16 protein-coding genes are annotated in these 18,467 nt (G+C 37.5%); 8 read left to right on the top strand and 8 right to left on the bottom strand.

What is annotated here, in order from left to right; all coding sequences use genetic code 11:
* Positions 1-36: 36 nt before the first annotated feature.
* The 7 genes from trpS to ileS form a co-directional block, all read right to left on the bottom strand.
* Entirely contained in the window at positions 37-1,005 is a 969-nt protein-coding gene (gene trpS / locus SOP96_RS17225; protein ID WP_326322132.1) for a tryptophan--tRNA ligase, read from the bottom strand.
* 212 nt (positions 1,006-1,217) lie between these two features.
* Positions 1,218-1,859: a SanA/YdcF family protein gene (locus tag SOP96_RS17230; protein WP_326322133.1), complete on the bottom strand. Its 642-nt coding sequence runs from the start codon at positions 1,857-1,859 to the stop codon at positions 1,218-1,220.
* Between the two features lie 17 nt (positions 1,860-1,876).
* A complete protein-coding gene (locus SOP96_RS17235) occupies positions 1,877-2,515 on the bottom strand; it encodes a lipoprotein signal peptidase (protein WP_326322134.1) in 639 nt (212 codons plus the stop codon).
* Positions 2,515-2,706 carry a DUF2683 family protein gene (locus SOP96_RS17240; protein WP_326322135.1) on the bottom strand — a complete coding sequence of 64 codons (192 nt, stop codon included), beginning with the start codon at positions 2,704-2,706 and terminating at the stop codon, positions 2,515-2,517. Before SOP96_RS17240 ends, SOP96_RS17235 begins: the two co-directional genes overlap by 1 nt.
* Positions 2,707-2,720: 14 nt before the next feature.
* Positions 2,721-2,966, bottom strand: a complete 246-nt coding sequence (locus SOP96_RS17245) for a DUF6576 domain-containing protein (protein WP_326322136.1) — start codon at positions 2,964-2,966, stop codon at positions 2,721-2,723.
* Positions 2,967-3,047: 81 nt separating this feature from the next.
* Positions 3,048-3,428 (bottom strand): TraR/DksA family transcriptional regulator, encoded by a 381-nt coding sequence (locus SOP96_RS17250; protein ID WP_027378898.1) that lies wholly within the window; start codon positions 3,426-3,428, stop codon positions 3,048-3,050.
* 60 nt (positions 3,429-3,488) lie between these two features.
* On the bottom strand, positions 3,489-6,944 hold the full coding sequence (ileS, locus tag SOP96_RS17255) for an isoleucine--tRNA ligase (protein ID WP_326322137.1): 3,456 nt from the start codon (positions 6,942-6,944) through the stop codon (positions 3,489-3,491).
* A gap of 461 nt (positions 6,945-7,405) precedes the next feature.
* Here ileS and SOP96_RS17260 point away from each other — a divergent pair, with 461 nt between their 5' ends.
* A complete protein-coding gene (locus SOP96_RS17260) occupies positions 7,406-8,698 on the top strand; it encodes a phenylacetate--CoA ligase family protein (protein ID WP_326322138.1) in 1,293 nt (430 codons plus the stop codon).
* Between the two features lie 34 nt (positions 8,699-8,732).
* On the opposite strand, the gene SOP96_RS17265 is transcribed toward SOP96_RS17260, so the two are convergent.
* Positions 8,733-9,977, bottom strand: a complete 1,245-nt coding sequence (locus SOP96_RS17265) for an NAD(P)/FAD-dependent oxidoreductase (protein ID WP_326322139.1) — start codon at positions 9,975-9,977, stop codon at positions 8,733-8,735.
* A 98-nt stretch (positions 9,978-10,075) separates the two neighbouring features.
* Here SOP96_RS17265 and SOP96_RS17270 point away from each other — a divergent pair, with 98 nt between their 5' ends.
* The 7 genes from SOP96_RS17270 (at position 10,076) to SOP96_RS17300 (ending at position 18,463) form a co-directional block, all read left to right on the top strand.
* Positions 10,076-11,593, top strand: coding sequence for an HAL/PAL/TAL family ammonia-lyase (locus tag SOP96_RS17270; protein ID WP_326322140.1), 1,518 nt, complete (start codon positions 10,076-10,078; stop codon positions 11,591-11,593).
* Between the two features lie 143 nt (positions 11,594-11,736).
* Positions 11,737-12,468, top strand: coding sequence for a 3-oxoacyl-ACP reductase FabG (fabG, locus tag SOP96_RS17275; protein ID WP_326322141.1), 732 nt, complete (start codon positions 11,737-11,739; stop codon positions 12,466-12,468).
* Positions 12,469-12,613: 145 nt separating this feature from the next.
* The gene (locus SOP96_RS17280) at positions 12,614-13,834 is read left to right on the top strand and encodes a beta-ketoacyl-[acyl-carrier-protein] synthase family protein (RefSeq protein ID WP_326322142.1); all 1,221 of its coding nucleotides are present in this window, start codon (positions 12,614-12,616) and stop codon (positions 13,832-13,834) included.
* Positions 13,835-13,838: 4 nt separating this feature from the next.
* Positions 13,839-14,093 carry an acyl carrier protein gene (locus SOP96_RS17285; RefSeq protein ID WP_326322143.1) on the top strand — a complete coding sequence of 85 codons (255 nt, stop codon included), beginning with the start codon at positions 13,839-13,841 and terminating at the stop codon, positions 14,091-14,093.
* A 63-nt stretch (positions 14,094-14,156) separates the two neighbouring features.
* Complete coding sequence (locus SOP96_RS17290; RefSeq protein ID WP_326322144.1) at positions 14,157-15,041, top strand: lysophospholipid acyltransferase family protein; 885 nt, start codon at positions 14,157-14,159, stop codon at positions 15,039-15,041.
* 148 nt (positions 15,042-15,189) lie between these two features.
* Positions 15,190-16,728: a phytoene desaturase family protein gene (locus SOP96_RS17295; RefSeq protein ID WP_326322145.1), complete on the top strand. Its 1,539-nt coding sequence runs from the start codon at positions 15,190-15,192 to the stop codon at positions 16,726-16,728.
* A 76-nt stretch (positions 16,729-16,804) separates the two neighbouring features.
* Positions 16,805-18,463, top strand: coding sequence for a C45 family peptidase (locus SOP96_RS17300; RefSeq protein ID WP_326322184.1), 1,659 nt, complete (start codon positions 16,805-16,807; stop codon positions 18,461-18,463).
* Positions 18,464-18,467 lie beyond the last annotated feature (4 nt).

Genomic DNA, 18,467 nt, shown 5'->3' on the forward strand with positions numbered 1-18,467 from the left:
GGTCCCCCCGAAACTATATCATCCAGTTTAAGAAACTTAAATTCCCAAACTTTTTCTCACTCTGGTAATCGTTTCCGTAGCAATTACTCTTGTTTTTGCAGCGCCTTCCTGAAGTTTCGCTTCCAGCTCCTCAAGGTTATTCATATAATAAGAGAAAAGTGCTCTTTCTTTTTCAAATCTTGTTAAAATCAAATCCAGAAGTTCCTTTTTCGCATGACCGTAACCGAAATTACCGGCCAGATATTTTGCTCTTAATTCTTCTGTTTGTTCAGGAGTTGCGATCAGCTGATAGATTGCAAAAACCTTGTCAGTTTCAGGATCTTTAGGCTCTTCCAGTGATTTAGAATCTGTTTCAATGCTCATGACCTGCTTTTTCAGCTCTTTTTCAGGAAGGAATATGTTAATAATGTTTCCTCTGGATTTAGACATTTTATGGCCGTCAATTCCGGGAACATATTTGGTATTTTCCTGGAGTTCAGATTGAGGCAGCACAAACACTTCACCCATCTGATTATTAAATCGTGAAGCCACATCACGGGCAATTTCCAGATGCTGAAGCTGATCTTTTCCTACCGGAACAATTTCTGCGTCATACAATAAAATATCGGCAGCCATTAAAATAGGATAAGTAAACAAGCCTGCATTCACGTCCTGTAATCGGTCAGCCTTGTCCTTGAAAGAATGTGCCAACGTTAATCTCTGGTACGGAAAAAAACATGATAAATGCCAAGAAAGTTCACAGGTTTCAGGAATGTCACTTTGCCTGTAAAAATAGGTTTTTTCGGTATCCAGCCCACAAGCAAGCCAAGCCGCAGCAATTTCGTAGGTGTTTTGTTTAAGCACTTCTGCATCTTTGATCTGCGTTAAAGAATGCAGATTCGCAATGAATAAAAATGATTCGTTTCCTTCCTGCTTTGATAGCTCAATTGCAGGAATAATAGCACCCAAAAGGTTTCCCAGGTGCGGAGTTCCGGTGGCTTGAATGCCGGTAAGAATTCTTGACATTGTTTGAAATTTATATTTAAAATTAATGAATTGCAAATTTAATTAATTCTCCCGCAGATTCCATGATTACAGAGATGTTTATATGTTGATTTTTGAAGATCAATAGGGGCGGACTTTAGTCCGCCTACATAAAATATACAAATTGCGCTTTAGCCAAAATTTAATATTATCAAATAAACATTTTTAATTAGCAAAATCAACAAATGCAAACATTAAGGAATCAAAACTTTATCACCACCAAACTTAGGCTCTACACCAAAAATCAAATCCCAATAAGCTTTTGCTTTAGCAAGATATTCTCTCATATTGGTTTTGAAGCCCGCATATTTATTCACATCTTCAGCATTGAATCCGAAAGCTTCCATCCCGTTTTGTCTTGCCAGAAATACGGCTCTTTCATTGTGGAACTTCTGGGAAATAATAATCAGTTTTGTCTGCCCGAAAATCTCTTTTGCCCTTACCACAGAATCAAGCGTTCTGAAGCCTGCAAAATCAAGAAAAATTCTATCCTGTGGAATGCCATGTTCCATTAAGGCGAGCTGCATATCTTCAGGTTCATTGTAATCTTTCCTGCTATTGTCGCCGCTTACAACGATGTATTGTATTTTCCCGGTTTTATACAATTCCACAACGGCATAAATCCGGTTGTAGAAATAAGCATTAGGAAAACCGTTATTTAAGCTTTTGCTTGTACCCAGCAGCAAACCTGTTTTCATTGGGGGAAGATCAGCCGTTGTATAAGAAAGAAATGGATCACTGTTTTTTTTGATGCTGTAATTGGACCAGGCTATAAAAAGAATTCCTGCGACGAGAAGAAGCAGGAAAATCTTAAATAAGTTCTTGAATATTTTCATCGTGTGTATAAAATTCCTTAAAATTCCAAGCCGTTCGGGAATGCTTTTTTTCTGAAAATCAATAGCAATGCGGCTCCAACAGTTATTGCAGAATCTGCCACATTAAAAATATACTTAAAAAATTCAATATGTTTTCCTCCGATTAGCGGCCAGCTTTCAGGAACATTCCAGTCTACCAAAGGGAAATGGAGCATATCCACTACACAACCTCTCATAAAGGTAGAATATCCTTCACCGAAAGTGGTGAATTTAGAAATTCCGCCATAGCCGATCCATCGGTCGATACTTGCATCGTATACGGTTCCGCTGTCGAAAATCAAACCGTAAAACATTCCGTCAATCAAATTGCCGATTGCTCCTGCAAAGATCATGGCCATCGGAATCAGAAGATAATTGGATTCTCCTCTCTGTAACCATTTTTTAAATAAATAAATCATGCCTCCTATCAGGAAAATCCTCACGATAACCAGGAAATATTTTCCGATAACGCCTCCGAAGTGAAGGCCGTACGCCATTCCCGGATTTTCCACAAAAGTAAGCTTGAAGCCCGGAAGAACAGGAACGCTGTCATCAAGGTTAAAATGGGTTTTTACATAGATTTTTGATGCCTGATCTATTAATAAAATAAGTAAGGTTACCAATACGATCTTTTTCATTATAATCCTTTAGGTTTAGACAGTTTTGCTATTTTTTCGTTTTTCCTGTATACGATTTTTTTGATCGTTTTCTGGTTGTGATGCGTATTTTTGGTATGGAATTTTTCGAACTTAATGTTCATTTCTTTTAGAACGCTTTTCAGCGCGCTGAGTTCCATTGCATTTTTCGGATGTACAATTATGGATTCCACTTTTTTAATTTAAATTATTTTTTGGACAGCTCATCAAGCCTTTTTCTATCTTTAGGCGAAAGATCGTTGATTCCGTTTTTGCCCATTTTGCTTAAAAGCGTGTCAATTTCTTTTTCCCTCTCGCGTTTGTCAGAATTAAACCGGTCATCAATCGTATAGTTTTTCTGTTTCTCCGGGAAAAACCGATTCCTGATCCGGTCTCTGTAAACAAAGCCCAGAATAACTATGATGATTAGGATTAAAATGAACAAATCACTCATGAATATATACTAAAAATTAGGTTTATAAAGTATTTGTCAAAAATACAATATAAACCCAAATTTATAATATCAACCTCCCGGTTATTTTTGCATATTTTTCGCTTCAATGCTCAGTGTTGCATGAGGAACGGCCAGCAATCTTTCTTTAGGAATGAGTTTTCCGGTTACCCTGCAAACGCCGTAAGTTTTGTTTTCAATTCTTATCAGAGCGTTTTTAAGATCCCGAACAAATTTTTCCTGTCTTCCGGCCAAAATAGAATTCTGCTCCTTGCTTAATGTTTCAGCACCTTCTTCAAAGGCTTTAAACGTGGGCGAAGTATCATCCGTGCCGTTGTTCTGGTCGTTGATGAAACTTTCTCGGATCAGTTTCAAATCATTTTCCGCTTTTTCTATTTTTTCCTTAATGATTGCTTTAAATTCTTGTAAATCAGCATCACTGTATCTTACTCTTTCGTCTGACATGGTTCTTTTCTCTTTTTTAATAAAATTATGAAATGGAATTTGAAAAACAATAACTATATGTTAAATTTTTTCAACATTTATCTTAAAATTAACTTCATCTATTTCAATTTCGTTAAAATTTGAAAGTGAAGATACAATTTCTATTTTATCTGACAAGACTTCCGAAGAAATATATTCTTCGTTTTTCCTGATGTCATCAATGAAAGGAGAGGTGTCTTCCACAGAGATCAAGATTCTGTCCGTCAAATCGAAATCTTTATCTTTTCGCAGGTTTTGAATCCTATTGATGAATTCTCTTGCGATCCCTTCAGATTTTAATTCATCTGTTAGCGTCAAATCTAATGCCACAGTTGTTTTTCCATCGGAAGTTACCGTCCATCCCGGAATATCTTTTGTGGAAATTTCAACATCATCAAGGGTAATTTCATATCCCTGAATTTCTAATTTCCCATCTTTTTCAAGTTGTGAAATTTGGTCTGCATTGAAATTAGCGATCTCACCTCCCACGGTTTTCATGTCTTTTCCTAGTTTAGGACCTAATGCCTTAAAATTCGGTTTGATCTGTTTTACAATAAGATGCGATGCTTCTTCCGCATTAATTAATTGAATTTCTTTAACATTTACTTCCTGCTTGATCAGCTCTGAAACGGCTGAAATCTGTTCCTCTGTTTTAGAATCCAAAACAGGAATTAACACTTTTTGCAAAGGCTGTCGGACTTTTACATTTTCTTTCTTTCTCAAAGAGAAAACCATACTGGTAATATTCTGCGCCAAATGCGTTTTTTCAACCAGATCCTGATCAATTAAACTTTCATCGGCAACCGGGAAGTCTGTTAAGTGAACAGATTCAAAATTTTCTTTTCCTGTCGCGTTGTTAAGATCCTGGTACAATTGATCCATAAAGAATGGGGCAATCGGCGCGGATAATTTGGCAACCGTTTCAAGACAGGTGTATAAAGTCTGGTAAGCCGAGATTTTATCTTCAGAATAATCTCCTTTCCAGAAACGTCTTCTGCACAATCTTACGTACCAGTTGGATAAATTGTCATTTACAAAAGTACTGATGGCTCTGGCAACTCTTGTCGGTTCGTAATCTTCATAAAATGCTTTAACTTCTTTGATAAGAAGGTTTAATTCCGATAAAATCCAACGGTCGATTTCAGGCCTGTTTTGAACTGCGGGTTCAGCGAATTTAAATCCGTCAACATTCGCATATAAAGCAAAGAACGAATACGTATTGTATAATGTTCCGAAGAATTTTCTTCTCACTTCATCAATACCTTCGATATCAAATTTCAGGTTTTCCCACGGATTGGCGTTTGAAATCATATACCAGCGTGTTGCATCCGGACCGTACACTGCAAGTGTTTCAAACGGATCTACTGCGTTTCCTAAACGTTTTGACATTTTCTGGCCGTTTTTATCCAAAACAAGCCCGTTACTCATCACATTTTTATAAGCCACCGAATCAAAAACTGCCGTTCCTATCGCATGAAGTGTATAGAACCAGCCTCGTGTCTGGTCAACACCTTCCGCTATGAAATCTGCAGGGAAAGCTTTATTCGTATCAATTAATTCTTTATTCTCAAAAGGATAATGCAGCTGCGCATACGGCATGGCTCCCGAATCGAACCAAACGTCGATCAGGTCGCTTTCTCTCTTCATAGGATTTCCTGAATCTGAAACGAGAATTACCTTATCAACCACATTTTTGTGAAGATCAACCAATTCGTAATTGGATTCGGACATATTTCCGATGATAAAACCTTTGAACGGATTTTCTTTCATCAATCCTGCTTCAACAGATTTTTCGATTTCATTATATAATTCTTCTACAGATCCGATGATTTTCTCCTCCTTCAGATCAGCTGTTCTCCAGATCGGCAATGGAATTCCCCAGTATCTTGAACGGGAAAGATTCCAGTCGTTTACATTTTCCAGCCAGTTGGCGAAACGTCCTTCTCCGGTTGATTTCGGCTTCCAGTTTATTTCTTTGTTTAAATCTACCAGCCTGTCTTTCACTGCGGTCATTTTTACAAACCATGAATCCAGCGGGTAATATAACAATGGTTCATCTGTTCGCCAGCTGTGTGGATATGAGTGAACATATTTCTCTACTTTGAAAGCCTTGTTTTCTTTTCTTAATTTTAAAGCAATTCTCTCATCAACAGAAAGATACGCTTTTAAATCTGAAATAATAGGTTTCAGGTTTTCTTTTTGGATTTTAAATTCAGTCTCTTTTTCTGCTTCGCTAAGGTATTCCCCTTTTACATATTCATTCGCAAAACCGTAGATTTCGTCGTTTACCTGAGGTAAAAATCTTCCCTGTAAATCTACCAACGGCACTGGATTTCCGTTTTTATCCAAAACAAGCATCGGCGGAACTTCCGGAGTGGCTTCTTTGGCTACTTTCGCATCATCAGCACCAAAAGTTGGCGCGGTATGAACAATACCGGTTCCGTCTTCCGTCGTTACAAAGTTTCCTGAAATTACCCTGAATGCATTTTCAGGATTTTGGTAAGGTTTAGCGTACTCTAAAAGTTGCTCATATTTAATTCCAACCAAATCAGCACCTTTGAATTCTGCTAAAATCTGGTAAGGAATAACTTTACTTTCTGAAGTGTAATTTGCGAAATCCTCTTCTGTACCTTCACTGTATCTTTTTGCAAACTGTTTTCCCACCAAAGCTTTAGCCAAAACAACATTTACCGGTTCAAAAGTATATTGATTGAAAGTTTTAACCAAAACATAATCGATTTTCGGACCTACTGTCAAAGCTGTATTGGAAGGCAGCGTCCATGGGGTGGTCGTCCAGGCTAAGAAATGGACATCGCCAAATCCCTGTAAAAATGGAGGCAATGTTTCCGGTAATGTTTTAAACTGCGCCACCACGGTTGTATCCGAAACATCACGGTAAGCTCCCGGCTGGTTTACTTCGTGGGAAGAAAGTCCGGTTCCCGCTTTCGGAGAGTACGGCTGAATGGTGTAGCCTTTGTACAATAATCCTTTATCATACAATTGTTTCAGCAACCACCAAACGGTTTCCATGTATTTAGATTTGTACGTGATATACGGATCGTCAAGATCAACCCAGTATCCGATTTTTTCGGTAAGGTTGTTCCAGACGTCGGTGTAACGCATTACGGCTTCACGACACGCTTTATTGTAATCTTCAATTGAAATCTTAGTGCCAATATCTTCTTTAGTGATTCCTAATTCTTTTTCCACGCCAAGCTCTACCGGAAGTCCATGTGTGTCCCATCCCGCCTTACGGAAAACCTGCTTTCCGTTCTGGGTCTGGTAACGACAGAAAATATCCTTTAATGCTCTGGCCATTACGTGGTGAATTCCGGGCATACCGTTTGCGGAAGGCGGACCTTCATAAAAAACAAACTCGGGCTGTCCCTCACGAATCTCAACGCTCTTATTGAAAGTTTTATTCTGTTTCCAGAATTCCGCTATATTCTCGGCTACGTCAATAAGGTTGAGGTTTTTGTATTCTTTAAATTGGCTCATTGTAATAGATCAATATCGTTGATTAATTAAGTTGGCAAATTTACTAAAATTTACCGGTTTATAATATATGTTTTATTTTGATATTTGCCATTAAAAAGTTCTGTTTCAGAAAAATAAAATAGAAGTATTGCTTTTGTCAACAGGCAATAATGGTTTGTCAACATTAAAAAAAAGATTTAAACACAAATAAGCTCGAATATTCCACAAAAAATTGCGTATTTCTAATGGGGTATCAATAGGGGCGGGCTTTAGCCCGCTTTAATAGCAAGGTTTCAAATTGGTTTTAACCTAAACTTAAATAATTAAGAATAATACTTTGCATTAAACATTTATGTTAAAATATTTTTTAGCATACATATTAACGAATATACCGGTGAAAATCCGTGAAACCTGTGGGTAAAAAAATCTTCACGATAGAATTAATTTTAATTAAATAAATTTGTCCTTTAAAAATAAATCTATTGGACTTTTATCCATCCATCGAAAGAGCAGCCATTCAGGAAATCAAAAAGTTTCAGGAGCAGAAACTTCAGGAGCTTTTGGCTTATCTTGAAACGAACTCACCTTTTTATCAAAGACTATTCAAAGAAAATAATATCAACATTTCTGATATTCAGACTTTGGAAGATCTGCAGAAAATCCCGACCACTACAAAAAATAATATTCAGCAGCATAATGATGATTTTTTCTGTGTAACTCCGGATAAAATTGTGGATTACAGCACCACATCAGGAACATTGGGTGATCCCGTAACCTTCGGATTATCAGATAATGACCTTGAAAGATTAGCTTATAACGAAGCGATTTCTTTTGCATGCGCAGGAATTCAGAAAGGAGATGTTGTACAGATGATTACGACCATTGATAAAAGATTCATGGCCGGGCTCGCTTATTTTTTGGGACTTAGAAAAATGGGAGCAAGCGTCGTACGAATGGGACCCGGAATTCCGGAACTGCAGTGGGATTCTATTTTCAGATACAAGCCAAAATATTTAATTACCGTTCCGTCTTTTCTTTTAAAAATGATCGATTATGCCGAAAAACATGGCATAGATTATAAAAATTCAAGCGTTTATGGTGCTGTTTGCATCGGGGAAAGCATCAAAAATCAGGATTTTACGGATAATATTTTGTCACAGAAAATTAAGGAAAAGTGGAATATTAAATTATTCTCAACATACGCTTCCACAGAAATGAGCACCGCTTTTACGGAGTGTGAGGAACAGATTGGCGGTCATCATCATCCCGAATTAATCATCACTGAAATTCTTGATGAAGACGGAAATCCGGTAAAAGAAGATGAAAGCGGAGAATTAACGATTACCACACTTGGAGTTGAAGCAATTCCTTTATTGAGATTTAAAACCGGAGATATTGTAAAAGCGCATTATGAGCCTTGTAAATGTGGAAGAAATACAATGAGGTTGGGTCCTGTAATCGGAAGAAAACAGCAGATGATTAAATACAAAGGCACCACATTGTATCCGCCTGCAATGAATGATATTTTAAATGATTTCGGGAATATTTTGTGTTACCAGATTGTTATTCAATCGAATGAAATCGGGTTGGATGAAATTCTTATTAAAATAAGTACAGACAACGATTCTGAAGGTTTTGTAAATGAAGTAAGGGATCATTTCAGGGCAAAATTAAGAGTAAGTCCGAAAATCGAGCTTGTTGAATTTGATGTTTTATCTAAAACGGTTTTCAATCCGAGCAGTAGGAAACCTATTACATTTACGGATTTGCGATAAACGAAGAACGGCCTGAAATTCTCAGACCGTTTTTTTATGCTTGTTCTTTTTCTTTTTTGATGAATTCCGCAAGGTTTTTAATAGCGGTATCATGGATTCTTACAAAGGAGTTTTTCTTATTCCAGACATAACCTGCCAAAACTGCGCAAATCTTTCTCTTTACGTCAGGGTTTTCCGGCTGATGGAAAAATAATTCCTGGAGATTTCCGGTGTACCATTCTTTCACATACGTTGTGAAAACGTCAACACCGTACAAAATATAATCTGCAAATTCCTTTTGCCAATCTACTTTTTCGCCGTTCAGCTGTCTCAATGCTAATTTTGCGGCTGTCATTCCTCCTTCTGTCGCGAAAGCCATTCCTGAAGAAAATACAGGATCCAGAAATTCCGAAGCATTGCCCGTTAACGCAAATCCATCTCCGTACAATTTTTTTACCGAACAGGAATAATCTTTCAAATGTTTAGGTTCAAATAAAAATTCTACATCACCAAAACGTTTTACATAATAATCTGAAAGAGAAATGGCTTTTCTCAAAGCTTCTGTAGTATCGCCGTTTTCAGAAAGCTGATCGATATATTCAGTCGGACCTACAATTCCGACACTTGTATTTCCATTGGAGAAAGGAATCACCCAAAGCCAGACTTCTGTTTCGATAATGTCAAAAGAAATCAATGTTCCTTCCGTTCCTTCTTCTCGGTTGATGTCTTTTACGTGAGAAAAAATAGCGGAGTGAGGAGATAATTTTGAAGGTTTTTCTAAATCCAGAAGTCTTGGTAAAACCCTGCCGTATCCGCTGGAATCAATAACAAATTTGGCGTAGATTTCTTTGATTTCTCCGTTTTTATTTTTTACGGTGGTTACAGAATCCGTACCGTTGAATTCAATCCCGATAACTTCCGTTTCGAATTCCAGGTCGATTCCTTTATTGATGACTTCCTGTGCAAGAACATTGTCAAAATCCGCCCTCGGAACCTGCCACGTCCAGTCCCAGCCTTCGCCGAACTTATTGCTAAAATCAAAAATGCACACTTCTTTTCCCCTTAAAAATCGGGCACCCAGTTTCTTTTCAAAACCCATTTTATCAAGAGCCGGAAATAATCCGGCTTCATCAAAATGATCCATTACCCGCGGAATAAGGCTTTCTCCTACCACCAGTCTTGGAAATTTCGTCTTTTCAACAACTTTTACGTTGACGTTGTTCTTCTTTAAATAAGAAGAAGATACGCATCCGGAGGGCCCGGCGCCGATTACAAGAACGTCAACAGATTCTTTGCTCATCTTTGATTTTTTATTTTAATAATAACTTCTATCTTTGCCGCAAATTAATGACAATTAATTAATAACTACAAAAATTATCATATTATTACTTTCAATAAATGAAAATAAATAACTTTTTAAGACTGAACAACTTTAAGAAAATCATCGTTGAAAATCAAGAAATAGAACTGGATGAAGCGCTTCTTGCCAGAGTGAATGAAAGTTTTCGGTTTTTAAAAGAGTTTTCAAAGAATAAAGTGATATATGGCGTGAATACGGGTTTCGGACCGATGGCACAATTTAAGATCAGTGATGAAGATACGCATCAGCTTCAGTATAACCTGATCAGAAGCCATTCTTCCGGTATGGGAAATCCGCTTCCTGCCGAGGAAGCAAAAGCCTGCATGCTGGCAAGATTAAATACATTATCCCTCGGAAAATCCGGTGTTCATGAATCTGTTGTAATTTTACTTAAAGAATTGATAAACAGGGATGTTATACCATTAATTTTCGAACACGGAGGAGTAGGGGCAAGCGGCGATCTCGTACAATTGGCACATCTGGCTTTAGTACTAATCGGTGAAGGTGAAGTTTTCTATAAAGGAGAAAGAAAATCAACAAAAGAAGTTTTTGAATCTGAAGGCTTAAAACCGATTCAGGTTGAAATCCGTGAAGGCTTAGCCTTGATGAACGGAACTTCCGTGATGTCGGGAATTGGAGCGGTTAACGCTCATAAAGTAAGTAAATTAACTGATATTTCTCTTAAGTTGTCTTGTGCCATTAATGAAATTGTTCAGGCTTACGATGACCATTTGTCGGAAGTATTAAACGGAACAAAGCTTCACGCAGGCCAGCAGAAAATTGCAGAAAAAATGCGTGTACATTTGTCTGATAGTAAACTCATTAGAAAAAGAGCCGATCATTTATACACTCATTTTGAAGAAAAAGAAATAGTATTTAAGGAAAAAGTCCAGGAATATTACTCTTTACGATGTGTTCCGCAGATTTTAGGACCTGTTTTAGATACGCTGGAATATACGGAAAAAGTATTGGAAAACGAGATCAATTCCGCCAACGATAACCCGATTATTAATGTTGAAGATCAGCATGTTTACCACGGCGGAAACTTCCATGGTGATTACATTTCCCTTGAGATGGATAAGCTTAAAATTGTAGTTGCCAAATTAACGATGCTCGCAGAAAGACAGCTGAATTATCTGCTCAATTCCAAAATCAATGAAATTTTACCTCCGTTTGTAAATTTAGGAAAATTAGGATTCAATTTCGGGATGCAGGGCGTTCAGTTTACGGCAACCTCCACAACGGCAGAAAGCCAGATGCTGTCCAACCCGATGTATGTTCACAGTATCCCTAATAATAATGATAACCAGGATGTTGTAAGCATGGGAACTAACGCTGCGGTCATCTGCAGAAAGGTGATTGAAAATGCTTTCGAGGTATTGGCAATTGAAGCCATTACCATTGTTCAGGCAATAGAATATCTTGGTTTTCAGGATAAAATTTCCTCTGCAACTAAAGAATTATATGATGAAATAAGAAAGATCATTCCTGCGTTTTCCGATGATATGGTAATGTATCCGTATCTTAAAGAAGTAAAAGATTACCTGAAGAAATAATAATCAGATTAGCAAAGAACCCGAAGGGTTCAATACGAATAGATGTAAGCGAAGCCTATATAACAAAAATTAAAAAACATAGAACCCGAAGGGTTCAATTGGGATAAGCGGGAAGATCTCGAATCATTAAAAAAAATAAACACATGAAATGCGCAATCATCACTGGAGGCTCCAGAGGAATTGGAAGAGCCATCTGTATAAAATTGGCTGAAGAAAAAAATTATCATATTTTGATTAACTATGCTTCTAACGAAACCGCAGCCAGGGAAACCTTAGCCAAAATTGAAGAATTGGGGGCAACAGGGGAAATTCTGAAATTCGATGTAGGAAATGCAGAGGAAACAAAGACCGTTTTAACAGAATGGCAGGATTCCAACTCCAGTGCGGTAGTGGAAGTGATTGTAAATAATGCCGGAATTACAAGAGACGGCCTCTTCATGTGGATGCCAAATGAGGATTGGAATGCCGTGATTAACACAAGCTTAAATGGGTTTTTCAATGTAACGAATTTCTTTATCCAGAAACTGTTGCGCAATAAATACGGAAGAATCATCAATATGGTTTCTGTTTCCGGAGTGAAAGGAACGGCCGGACAAACCAATTACTCTGCCGCAAAAGGAGCTTTGGTAGGCGCTACAAAAGCCCTGGCTCAGGAAGTGGCAAAAAGAAATATCACGGTAAATGCGGTGGCACCGGGATTCATAAGAACAGACATGACGCAGGAATTCAATGAAGACGAATTAAAAGCCATGATTCCTGCAAACCGATTCGGGGAAGCAGAAGAAGTGGCAGATTTAGTCGCATTTTTGGCGTCTAAAAAAGCATCATACATTACAGGTGAAGTCATTAATATCAACGGCGGAATTTACTCATAGTCAGTTTACAGTATTAATCTAAATTTACAGTCTTTAAACTTTGCTGAGTGAAACGCCTTTGCGAACGAAAAGCAGAATTAAATTTAAAATATCTTTGCGAACTTTGCGATAAAGTGCTATCAGCGAAATTGTTACATTTTTTAACATGGAAAATAGAGTTGTCATTACCGGAATGGGAATTTATTCCTGCATCGGAACTTCTTTGGAAGAGGTGAAAGAATCTTTATTTCAAGGAAAATCCGGAATTTTTTTAGTGAATGAAAGAAAGGAGTTCGGGTTCAGATCAGGATTAACAGGCGTCGTTCCGAAGCCGGATCTCAAAAATCTTCTCAGCCGCCGGCAACGCGTAAGTATGGGCGAAGAAAGCGAATATGCATACGTCGCAACGCTTGATGCCCTGAAACAGGCAAATATTGATCAGGATTTTTTAGACAATAACGAAGTCGGAATTTTATATGGCAACGACAGTGTTTCTCAGGCAGTGGTAGAATCGATAGACATTGCAAGAGAGAAAAAAGATACGACTTTAATGGGTTCTGGAGCCATTTTTAAATCCATGAACTCTACCGTTACCATGAATCTTTCTACCATTTTTAAATTGAGGGGAATTAACCTTACCATCAGTGCTGCCTGTGCAAGCGGTTCTCATTCTCTGGGATTGGCTTTCATGATGATTAAAAACGGGTTTCAGGAAATGATTGTTTGCGGAGGAGGACAGGAAACCAACAAATATTCTATGGCGAGCTTTGACGGATTGGGCGTTTTCTCAGTAAGGGAAAATGAACCTACAAAAGCATCAAGGCCTTTTGATAAAGACAGAGACGGTTTAATTCCGAGCGGTGGGGCGGCAACTTTAATTGTTGAAAGTTTAGAATCTGCCCAAAAAAGAGGAGCCAATATCATTGCCGAAATTGTAGGCTACGGATTTTCTTCCAACGGAGGACATATTTCAACCCCAAATGTAGACGGCCCCGCATTGGCAATGGACAGGGCTTTGAAGCAATCCGGATTAGCAGCAAAAGATATCGACTATATTAATGCGCATGCGACTTCCACTCCAATTGGTGATGCCAACGAAGCCAAAGCGATTTATGAGATTTTTGGAAACAAAGTTCCTGTAAGTTCTACAAAATCCATGACCGGCCACGAATGCTGGATGGCAGGTGCAAGTGAAGTTATTTATTCCATTCTGATGATGCAGAACGATTTCATTGCCCCGAATATCAACCTGGAAAATCCTGATGATGAGGCAAAAAGGATAAATTTGATCGCTCAGACAAAAAGTCAAAAAATTGACGTATTTTTGTCGAATTCTTTCGGGTTTGGGGGTACCAACTCTGCATTAATTGTTAAAAAATTTAATTAAAAACATGGAAAGGGAAAAAATTGTTGCGATTGCCAACGACTTTTTAATAAACGAATTTGAAGTAGACGGCGACGAAATCAGCAATGATGCAAACTTTAAAAAAACGTTAGGCTTAGACAGCTTAGACTATATAGATCTTGTGGTAGTAATAGAATCTAATTTCGGAGTGAAATTGGGTGAAGCTGATTTCAAAAATATTGTAACTTTTGATGATTTCTATTCTACCATCGAAAACAAAATTACTGAGAAAAACGTATAATTATTGATTGAGCTCCTTTGCTGAGTGAAACGCCCTTGCGAACTTTGTGTTAAGAACAAAAATATGAACAAATGGAAAGGTAAATCTAAAGGCACAATTCTGGGATACAAAATTTTCGTCTGGTGCATTAGAAATATCGGGATCAGAAGTTCATACGTTGTACTTTATTTTGTTGCATTCTACTATTTTTTATTCGAAAAAAACAACAACAGGTATTACAGATATTATTTCAGGAAAAGGCTTCATTACAGTTATTGGAAGACCAACATTTCTTTATTTAAAAACTATTTCACTTTCGGAAAAGTTCTTATCGATAAAACAGCTATTTCAGCCGGATTACGGAATAAATTTACTTACGAGTTCGACGGAATCGAAAACCTCAGAAACCTTTTGGCAGAAAAAAAAGGAGGTGTTCTCATCAGCGCGCACATCGGAAATTTTGAAATTGCCGAATATTTCTTTGCTGATATCGATTTCGACTGCCAGATCAATTTAGTGACAACAGATCAGGAAGTTACCGTTATTAAAGAATACCTTGAAAGTGTTTCCGTTAAAAAAAGTACGGTTAAATTCATCTACGTAAAAGAAGATATGTCCCATATTTTCGAGATCAATGAAGCATTATCTAAAAACGAGCTCATTTGCTTTACCGGCGACCGTTATTTCGAAGGCTCGAAATTCCTGGAAGGCGAATTGCTTGGGAAAATGGCGAAATTTCCCGCAGGTCCGTTTCTTATTGCTTCAAGGCTGGACGTTCCTGTCGTATATGTTTATGTGATGAAAGAAAAAAACCTTCATTATCATTTGTACGCAAGAGTTGCCGAAAACGTCAAAAAACGCGATGCACAGGGACTTCTCAATTCCTATACCCAAAATCTGGAATCCATGATCAGGAAATATCCGCTCCAATGGTTCAATTATTTCGATTTTTGGGATGATATTGATTAAATTTCAATATTTTTAGGGCAGCTTTTCCGTCTTCCGCTCCCAATCTTTTTTCGCTTTCGCAAAAAAAGGATTTCCGCTCAAGCCGGGCTGCAAACAACTCAGCATAAAGCTTTGTCAAGGCTTTCAAAAACTGATTAAATTAATCTCCTTGAAAAAAGAATTCGACATACTTGTAATCGGCAGCGGATTGGGCGGTCTTGTTTCGGCACTTATTCTGGCGAAAGAAGGCCTGAAAGTTTGTGTCCTGGAGAAAAATAACCAATATGGAGGAAACCTGCAGACCTTTTCCCGGGATAAGCTCATTTTCGATACCGGAGTTCACTATGTAGGCGGACTTTCCAAAGGACAGAACCTTCATCAGTATTTTTCGTATCTGCAAATCATCGATGAACTTCAGCTTCATAAAATGGATGAGAACAGCTACGATAAAATCACTTTCGGTGAAGACGAAACCGAGTATCCTCATGCACAGGGCTATGAAAATTTTGTTGAACAGCTGTCAAAATATTTTCCCGCAGAAAAAGAAAATCTGCAGAACTATTGTGAAGAAATTCAGCGGATTTGCAGTCAGTTTCCGAGATATAATCTTGTTGGGAATAATCAATATAATGAGGAAATTCTCCACTTAAATACCAAAAGATTTATAGAATCTTTAACCACGAATAAAAAGCTACAGGCTGTTCTGTTAGGCTCAAATTTTTTCTACGCAGGGGATTCGGAAAATGTTCCGTTTTACGTTCATGCGCTTACGGTAAACTCTTATATTCAAAGCGCTTACAAATGTGTAAACGGGGGAAGCCAGATCTCGAAATTACTCATCCGCAGGCTTCGTGGGTACGGTGCTGAAATTCATAAGCATACTGAAGTTGCAGAATTTATTTTTAATGAAAATAACGAGATAGCCGGTGTAAAAACTGCTGTTGGTAACGAATACTTTGCAAAAAAATTCATTTCAAACATAGAAATCCGTTCCTTGATTAAATTAGTTGGCGAGGAAAGACTTAAAAAATCTTTTTTAAACAGAATCATGAGCTGGAAACCTGTTTCATCATGCTTCAGTGTATATTTGGTGTTGAAACCGTGTACAATTAAGAATTTTAATTATAACAGGTATCATTATTCCAATAAAGAAATGATCTGGAATGCCTACCGTTACAAAAAGGAATCATGGCCTGAAACCTATATGCTTTCTTCAACACAATCAAAACATTACCCCGGTTTCGCAGAAAGTCTTACAGCAATTTCATATATGAATTTTGAAGAAGTGGAAGAATGGGAAAATACATTCAATACCGTTGCAGATGAACACGAGAGAGGAATGCAGTACGAAAAATTTAAGCTCGAAAAAGCTGAAAAAATGATTGATGCACTGGAAAAAAAGTTTCCAGATCTTAGGAAATACATCAAAAAAGTCTACACTTCTTCCCCTTTATCTTACCGCGATTATATCGGAAGCTTTAACGGAAATATGTACGGCTACAGCAAAAGCTCCGAAAATCCATTAAAAACAATGGTTTCTCCAAGAACAAAAATTGATAACCTTTTCCTTACAGGCCAGTCTGTTAACATGCACGGAATTTTAGGCTGTACGATTGGAGCATTCAATACCTGTGCTGAAATTCTCGGCAAAGAACTGATAGATAATAGATTAACACAATTTATTAATAAAAATAAAAGTGAAAAATAATATGTGGTTTGCCATTCTGAACAGAGTAAGAAGGTTCCAGAACAGAATTCAAAGGCGTTGTAATGGCAGGGATTTCATGATATTATTTATCAGCCTCAACTGTATTCTTAGCCTTACATCTTGCGGGATAAGAAAATCGATCAAACATATTCCTAATATAAAACAATATACTCTTGAAATTCCGAAAGTTAACCGCATTAACGATTCCACTTTCAGCTTTAAAAAAAATTATTTAACCAAGAACAAACAGCAGCTTTGGGAGCTGTACATAGAGGGAAACCCTTTGCAGCTGGGGTATAATAATGGGGCTCTTACACAAGATTTGATGCAAAAGCAGGAAAAGATTTTCTTTTCAAAAGTGGAAGATTTTCTTCCCTCGAAATTCAAACAAAATGTGTTACGAGGCTTTCTGAAATGGTACAACCGGAAAATGTATCTCAATGTAAGGGAAGATTTTCAGGCAGAACTATACGGTTTATCGCAATATTCTTCTGATGAATACAATTTTATTGCGCCAAAATATTTGCGGAATCTTTACCTTCACGGCGCCCACGACATCGGCCATGCCATGCAGGATCTTATGATGGTGGGATGTACTTCCCTCGCGGTCTGGAATGAAAATACGGAAGAGGGTGATTTATTGATCGGGAGAAATTTTGATTTTTATGTAAGTGAAGATTTCGCTAAAAATAAAGTCATTGAATTTGTAGAACCCGAAAACGGTATTCCGTATCTTTCCGTAAGCTGGCCGGGAATGATCGGGGTAGTTTCCGGAATGAATAAAGAAGGAATTACCGTAACCATCAATGCCGGAAAGTCTAAGATTCCGTTAGCGGCAAAAACGCCCATTTCTCTGGTGACGAGAGAAATTCTTCAATATGCTAAAAATATCGATGAAGCCATAGCAATTGCCAAAAAAAGAAAGGTTTTTGTCTCAGAATCAATCCTGGTAGGAAGCGCAAACGATAAAAATGCCATTATCATCGAAGTTTCACCGGATAATTTCGGAGTGTATAAGGTTGAAAACACAAGCAGGATTTTTTGCACCAATCATTTTCAGTCGGAGGCTTATAAAAATGATAAAAGAAATCAGAAACATATTTTAGAAAGTCATTCTGAATACCGCTATGAAAAGCTGCAGGAACTTTTAGAAAAGAATAAAAAACTGAATCCTGAAAAAATGGCTGCCATATTACGGGATAAATCCGGACTGAAAAGAGAAAAAATAGGGTATGGAAACGAAAAAGCAATCAATCAGCTTCTGGCACATCATGCTGTTATTTTTTCACCACAGAAAAAATTGGTATGGATTTCGGCAAATCCGTATCAGCTGGGAGAATTTGTATGTTATGATCTTAATGAAATATTTTCCGATGAAAGATTAAGAGGTGGAGACTTCGCCAAATCTGAGCTGAATATTGCAAAAGATCCTTTCATAGATTCTCAGGAATTTAAAAATTATAAAAAGTACAAAATGATGAGTGAAGAAGCTGAAAAGGCAATTGAAGGCAAGGTACTGTTAACAGACGATTTTCTGCCCCATTATCAATCTTTGAATCCGGATTTCTGGCTGGTTTACTATCAGACGGGAAAATATTATTTCAGACAAAAAGAATATGTTAAAGCTCAGGCAGAGTTTAAAAAAGCATTAACAAAAGAAATAACGACTGTTCCGGACAGAAAGAATGTTGAACATTTTTTAAAGAAAACAAATAAAAAAATTAAGGAACAATAAGCTT

The organism is Chryseobacterium salviniae (assembly GCF_035819015.1).
GTDB classification, from domain to species: Bacteria; Bacteroidota; Bacteroidia; order Flavobacteriales; family Weeksellaceae; genus Chryseobacterium; species Chryseobacterium salviniae.

Coding starts and splice junctions, on each gene's coding strand:
- trpS (WP_326322132.1), bottom strand. CDS start 1,005: ATGTCAAGAATTCTTACCGGCATTCAAGCCACCGGAACTCCGCACCTG.
- SOP96_RS17250 (WP_027378898.1), bottom strand. CDS start 3,428: ATGTCAGACGAAAGAGTAAGATACAGTGATGCTGATTTACAAGAATTT.
- SOP96_RS17230 (WP_326322133.1), bottom strand. CDS start 1,859: ATGAAAATATTCAAGAACTTATTTAAGATTTTCCTGCTTCTTCTCGTC.
- SOP96_RS17300 (WP_326322184.1), top strand. CDS start 16,805: ATGATATTATTTATCAGCCTCAACTGTATTCTTAGCCTTACATCTTGC.
- SOP96_RS17235 (WP_326322134.1), bottom strand. CDS start 2,515: ATGAAAAAGATCGTATTGGTAACCTTACTTATTTTATTAATAGATCAG.
- ileS (WP_326322137.1), bottom strand. CDS start 6,944: ATGAGCCAATTTAAAGAATACAAAAACCTCAACCTTATTGACGTAGCC.
- SOP96_RS17245 (WP_326322136.1), bottom strand. CDS start 2,966: ATGAGTGATTTGTTCATTTTAATCCTAATCATCATAGTTATTCTGGGC.
- fabG (WP_326322141.1), top strand. CDS start 11,737: ATGAAATGCGCAATCATCACTGGAGGCTCCAGAGGAATTGGAAGAGCC.
- SOP96_RS17265 (WP_326322139.1), bottom strand. CDS start 9,977: ATGAGCAAAGAATCTGTTGACGTTCTTGTAATCGGCGCCGGGCCCTCC.
- SOP96_RS17285 (WP_326322143.1), top strand. CDS start 13,839: ATGGAAAGGGAAAAAATTGTTGCGATTGCCAACGACTTTTTAATAAAC.
- SOP96_RS17290 (WP_326322144.1), top strand. CDS start 14,157: ATGAACAAATGGAAAGGTAAATCTAAAGGCACAATTCTGGGATACAAA.
- SOP96_RS17270 (WP_326322140.1), top strand. CDS start 10,076: ATGAAAATAAATAACTTTTTAAGACTGAACAACTTTAAGAAAATCATC.
- SOP96_RS17280 (WP_326322142.1), top strand. CDS start 12,614: ATGGAAAATAGAGTTGTCATTACCGGAATGGGAATTTATTCCTGCATC.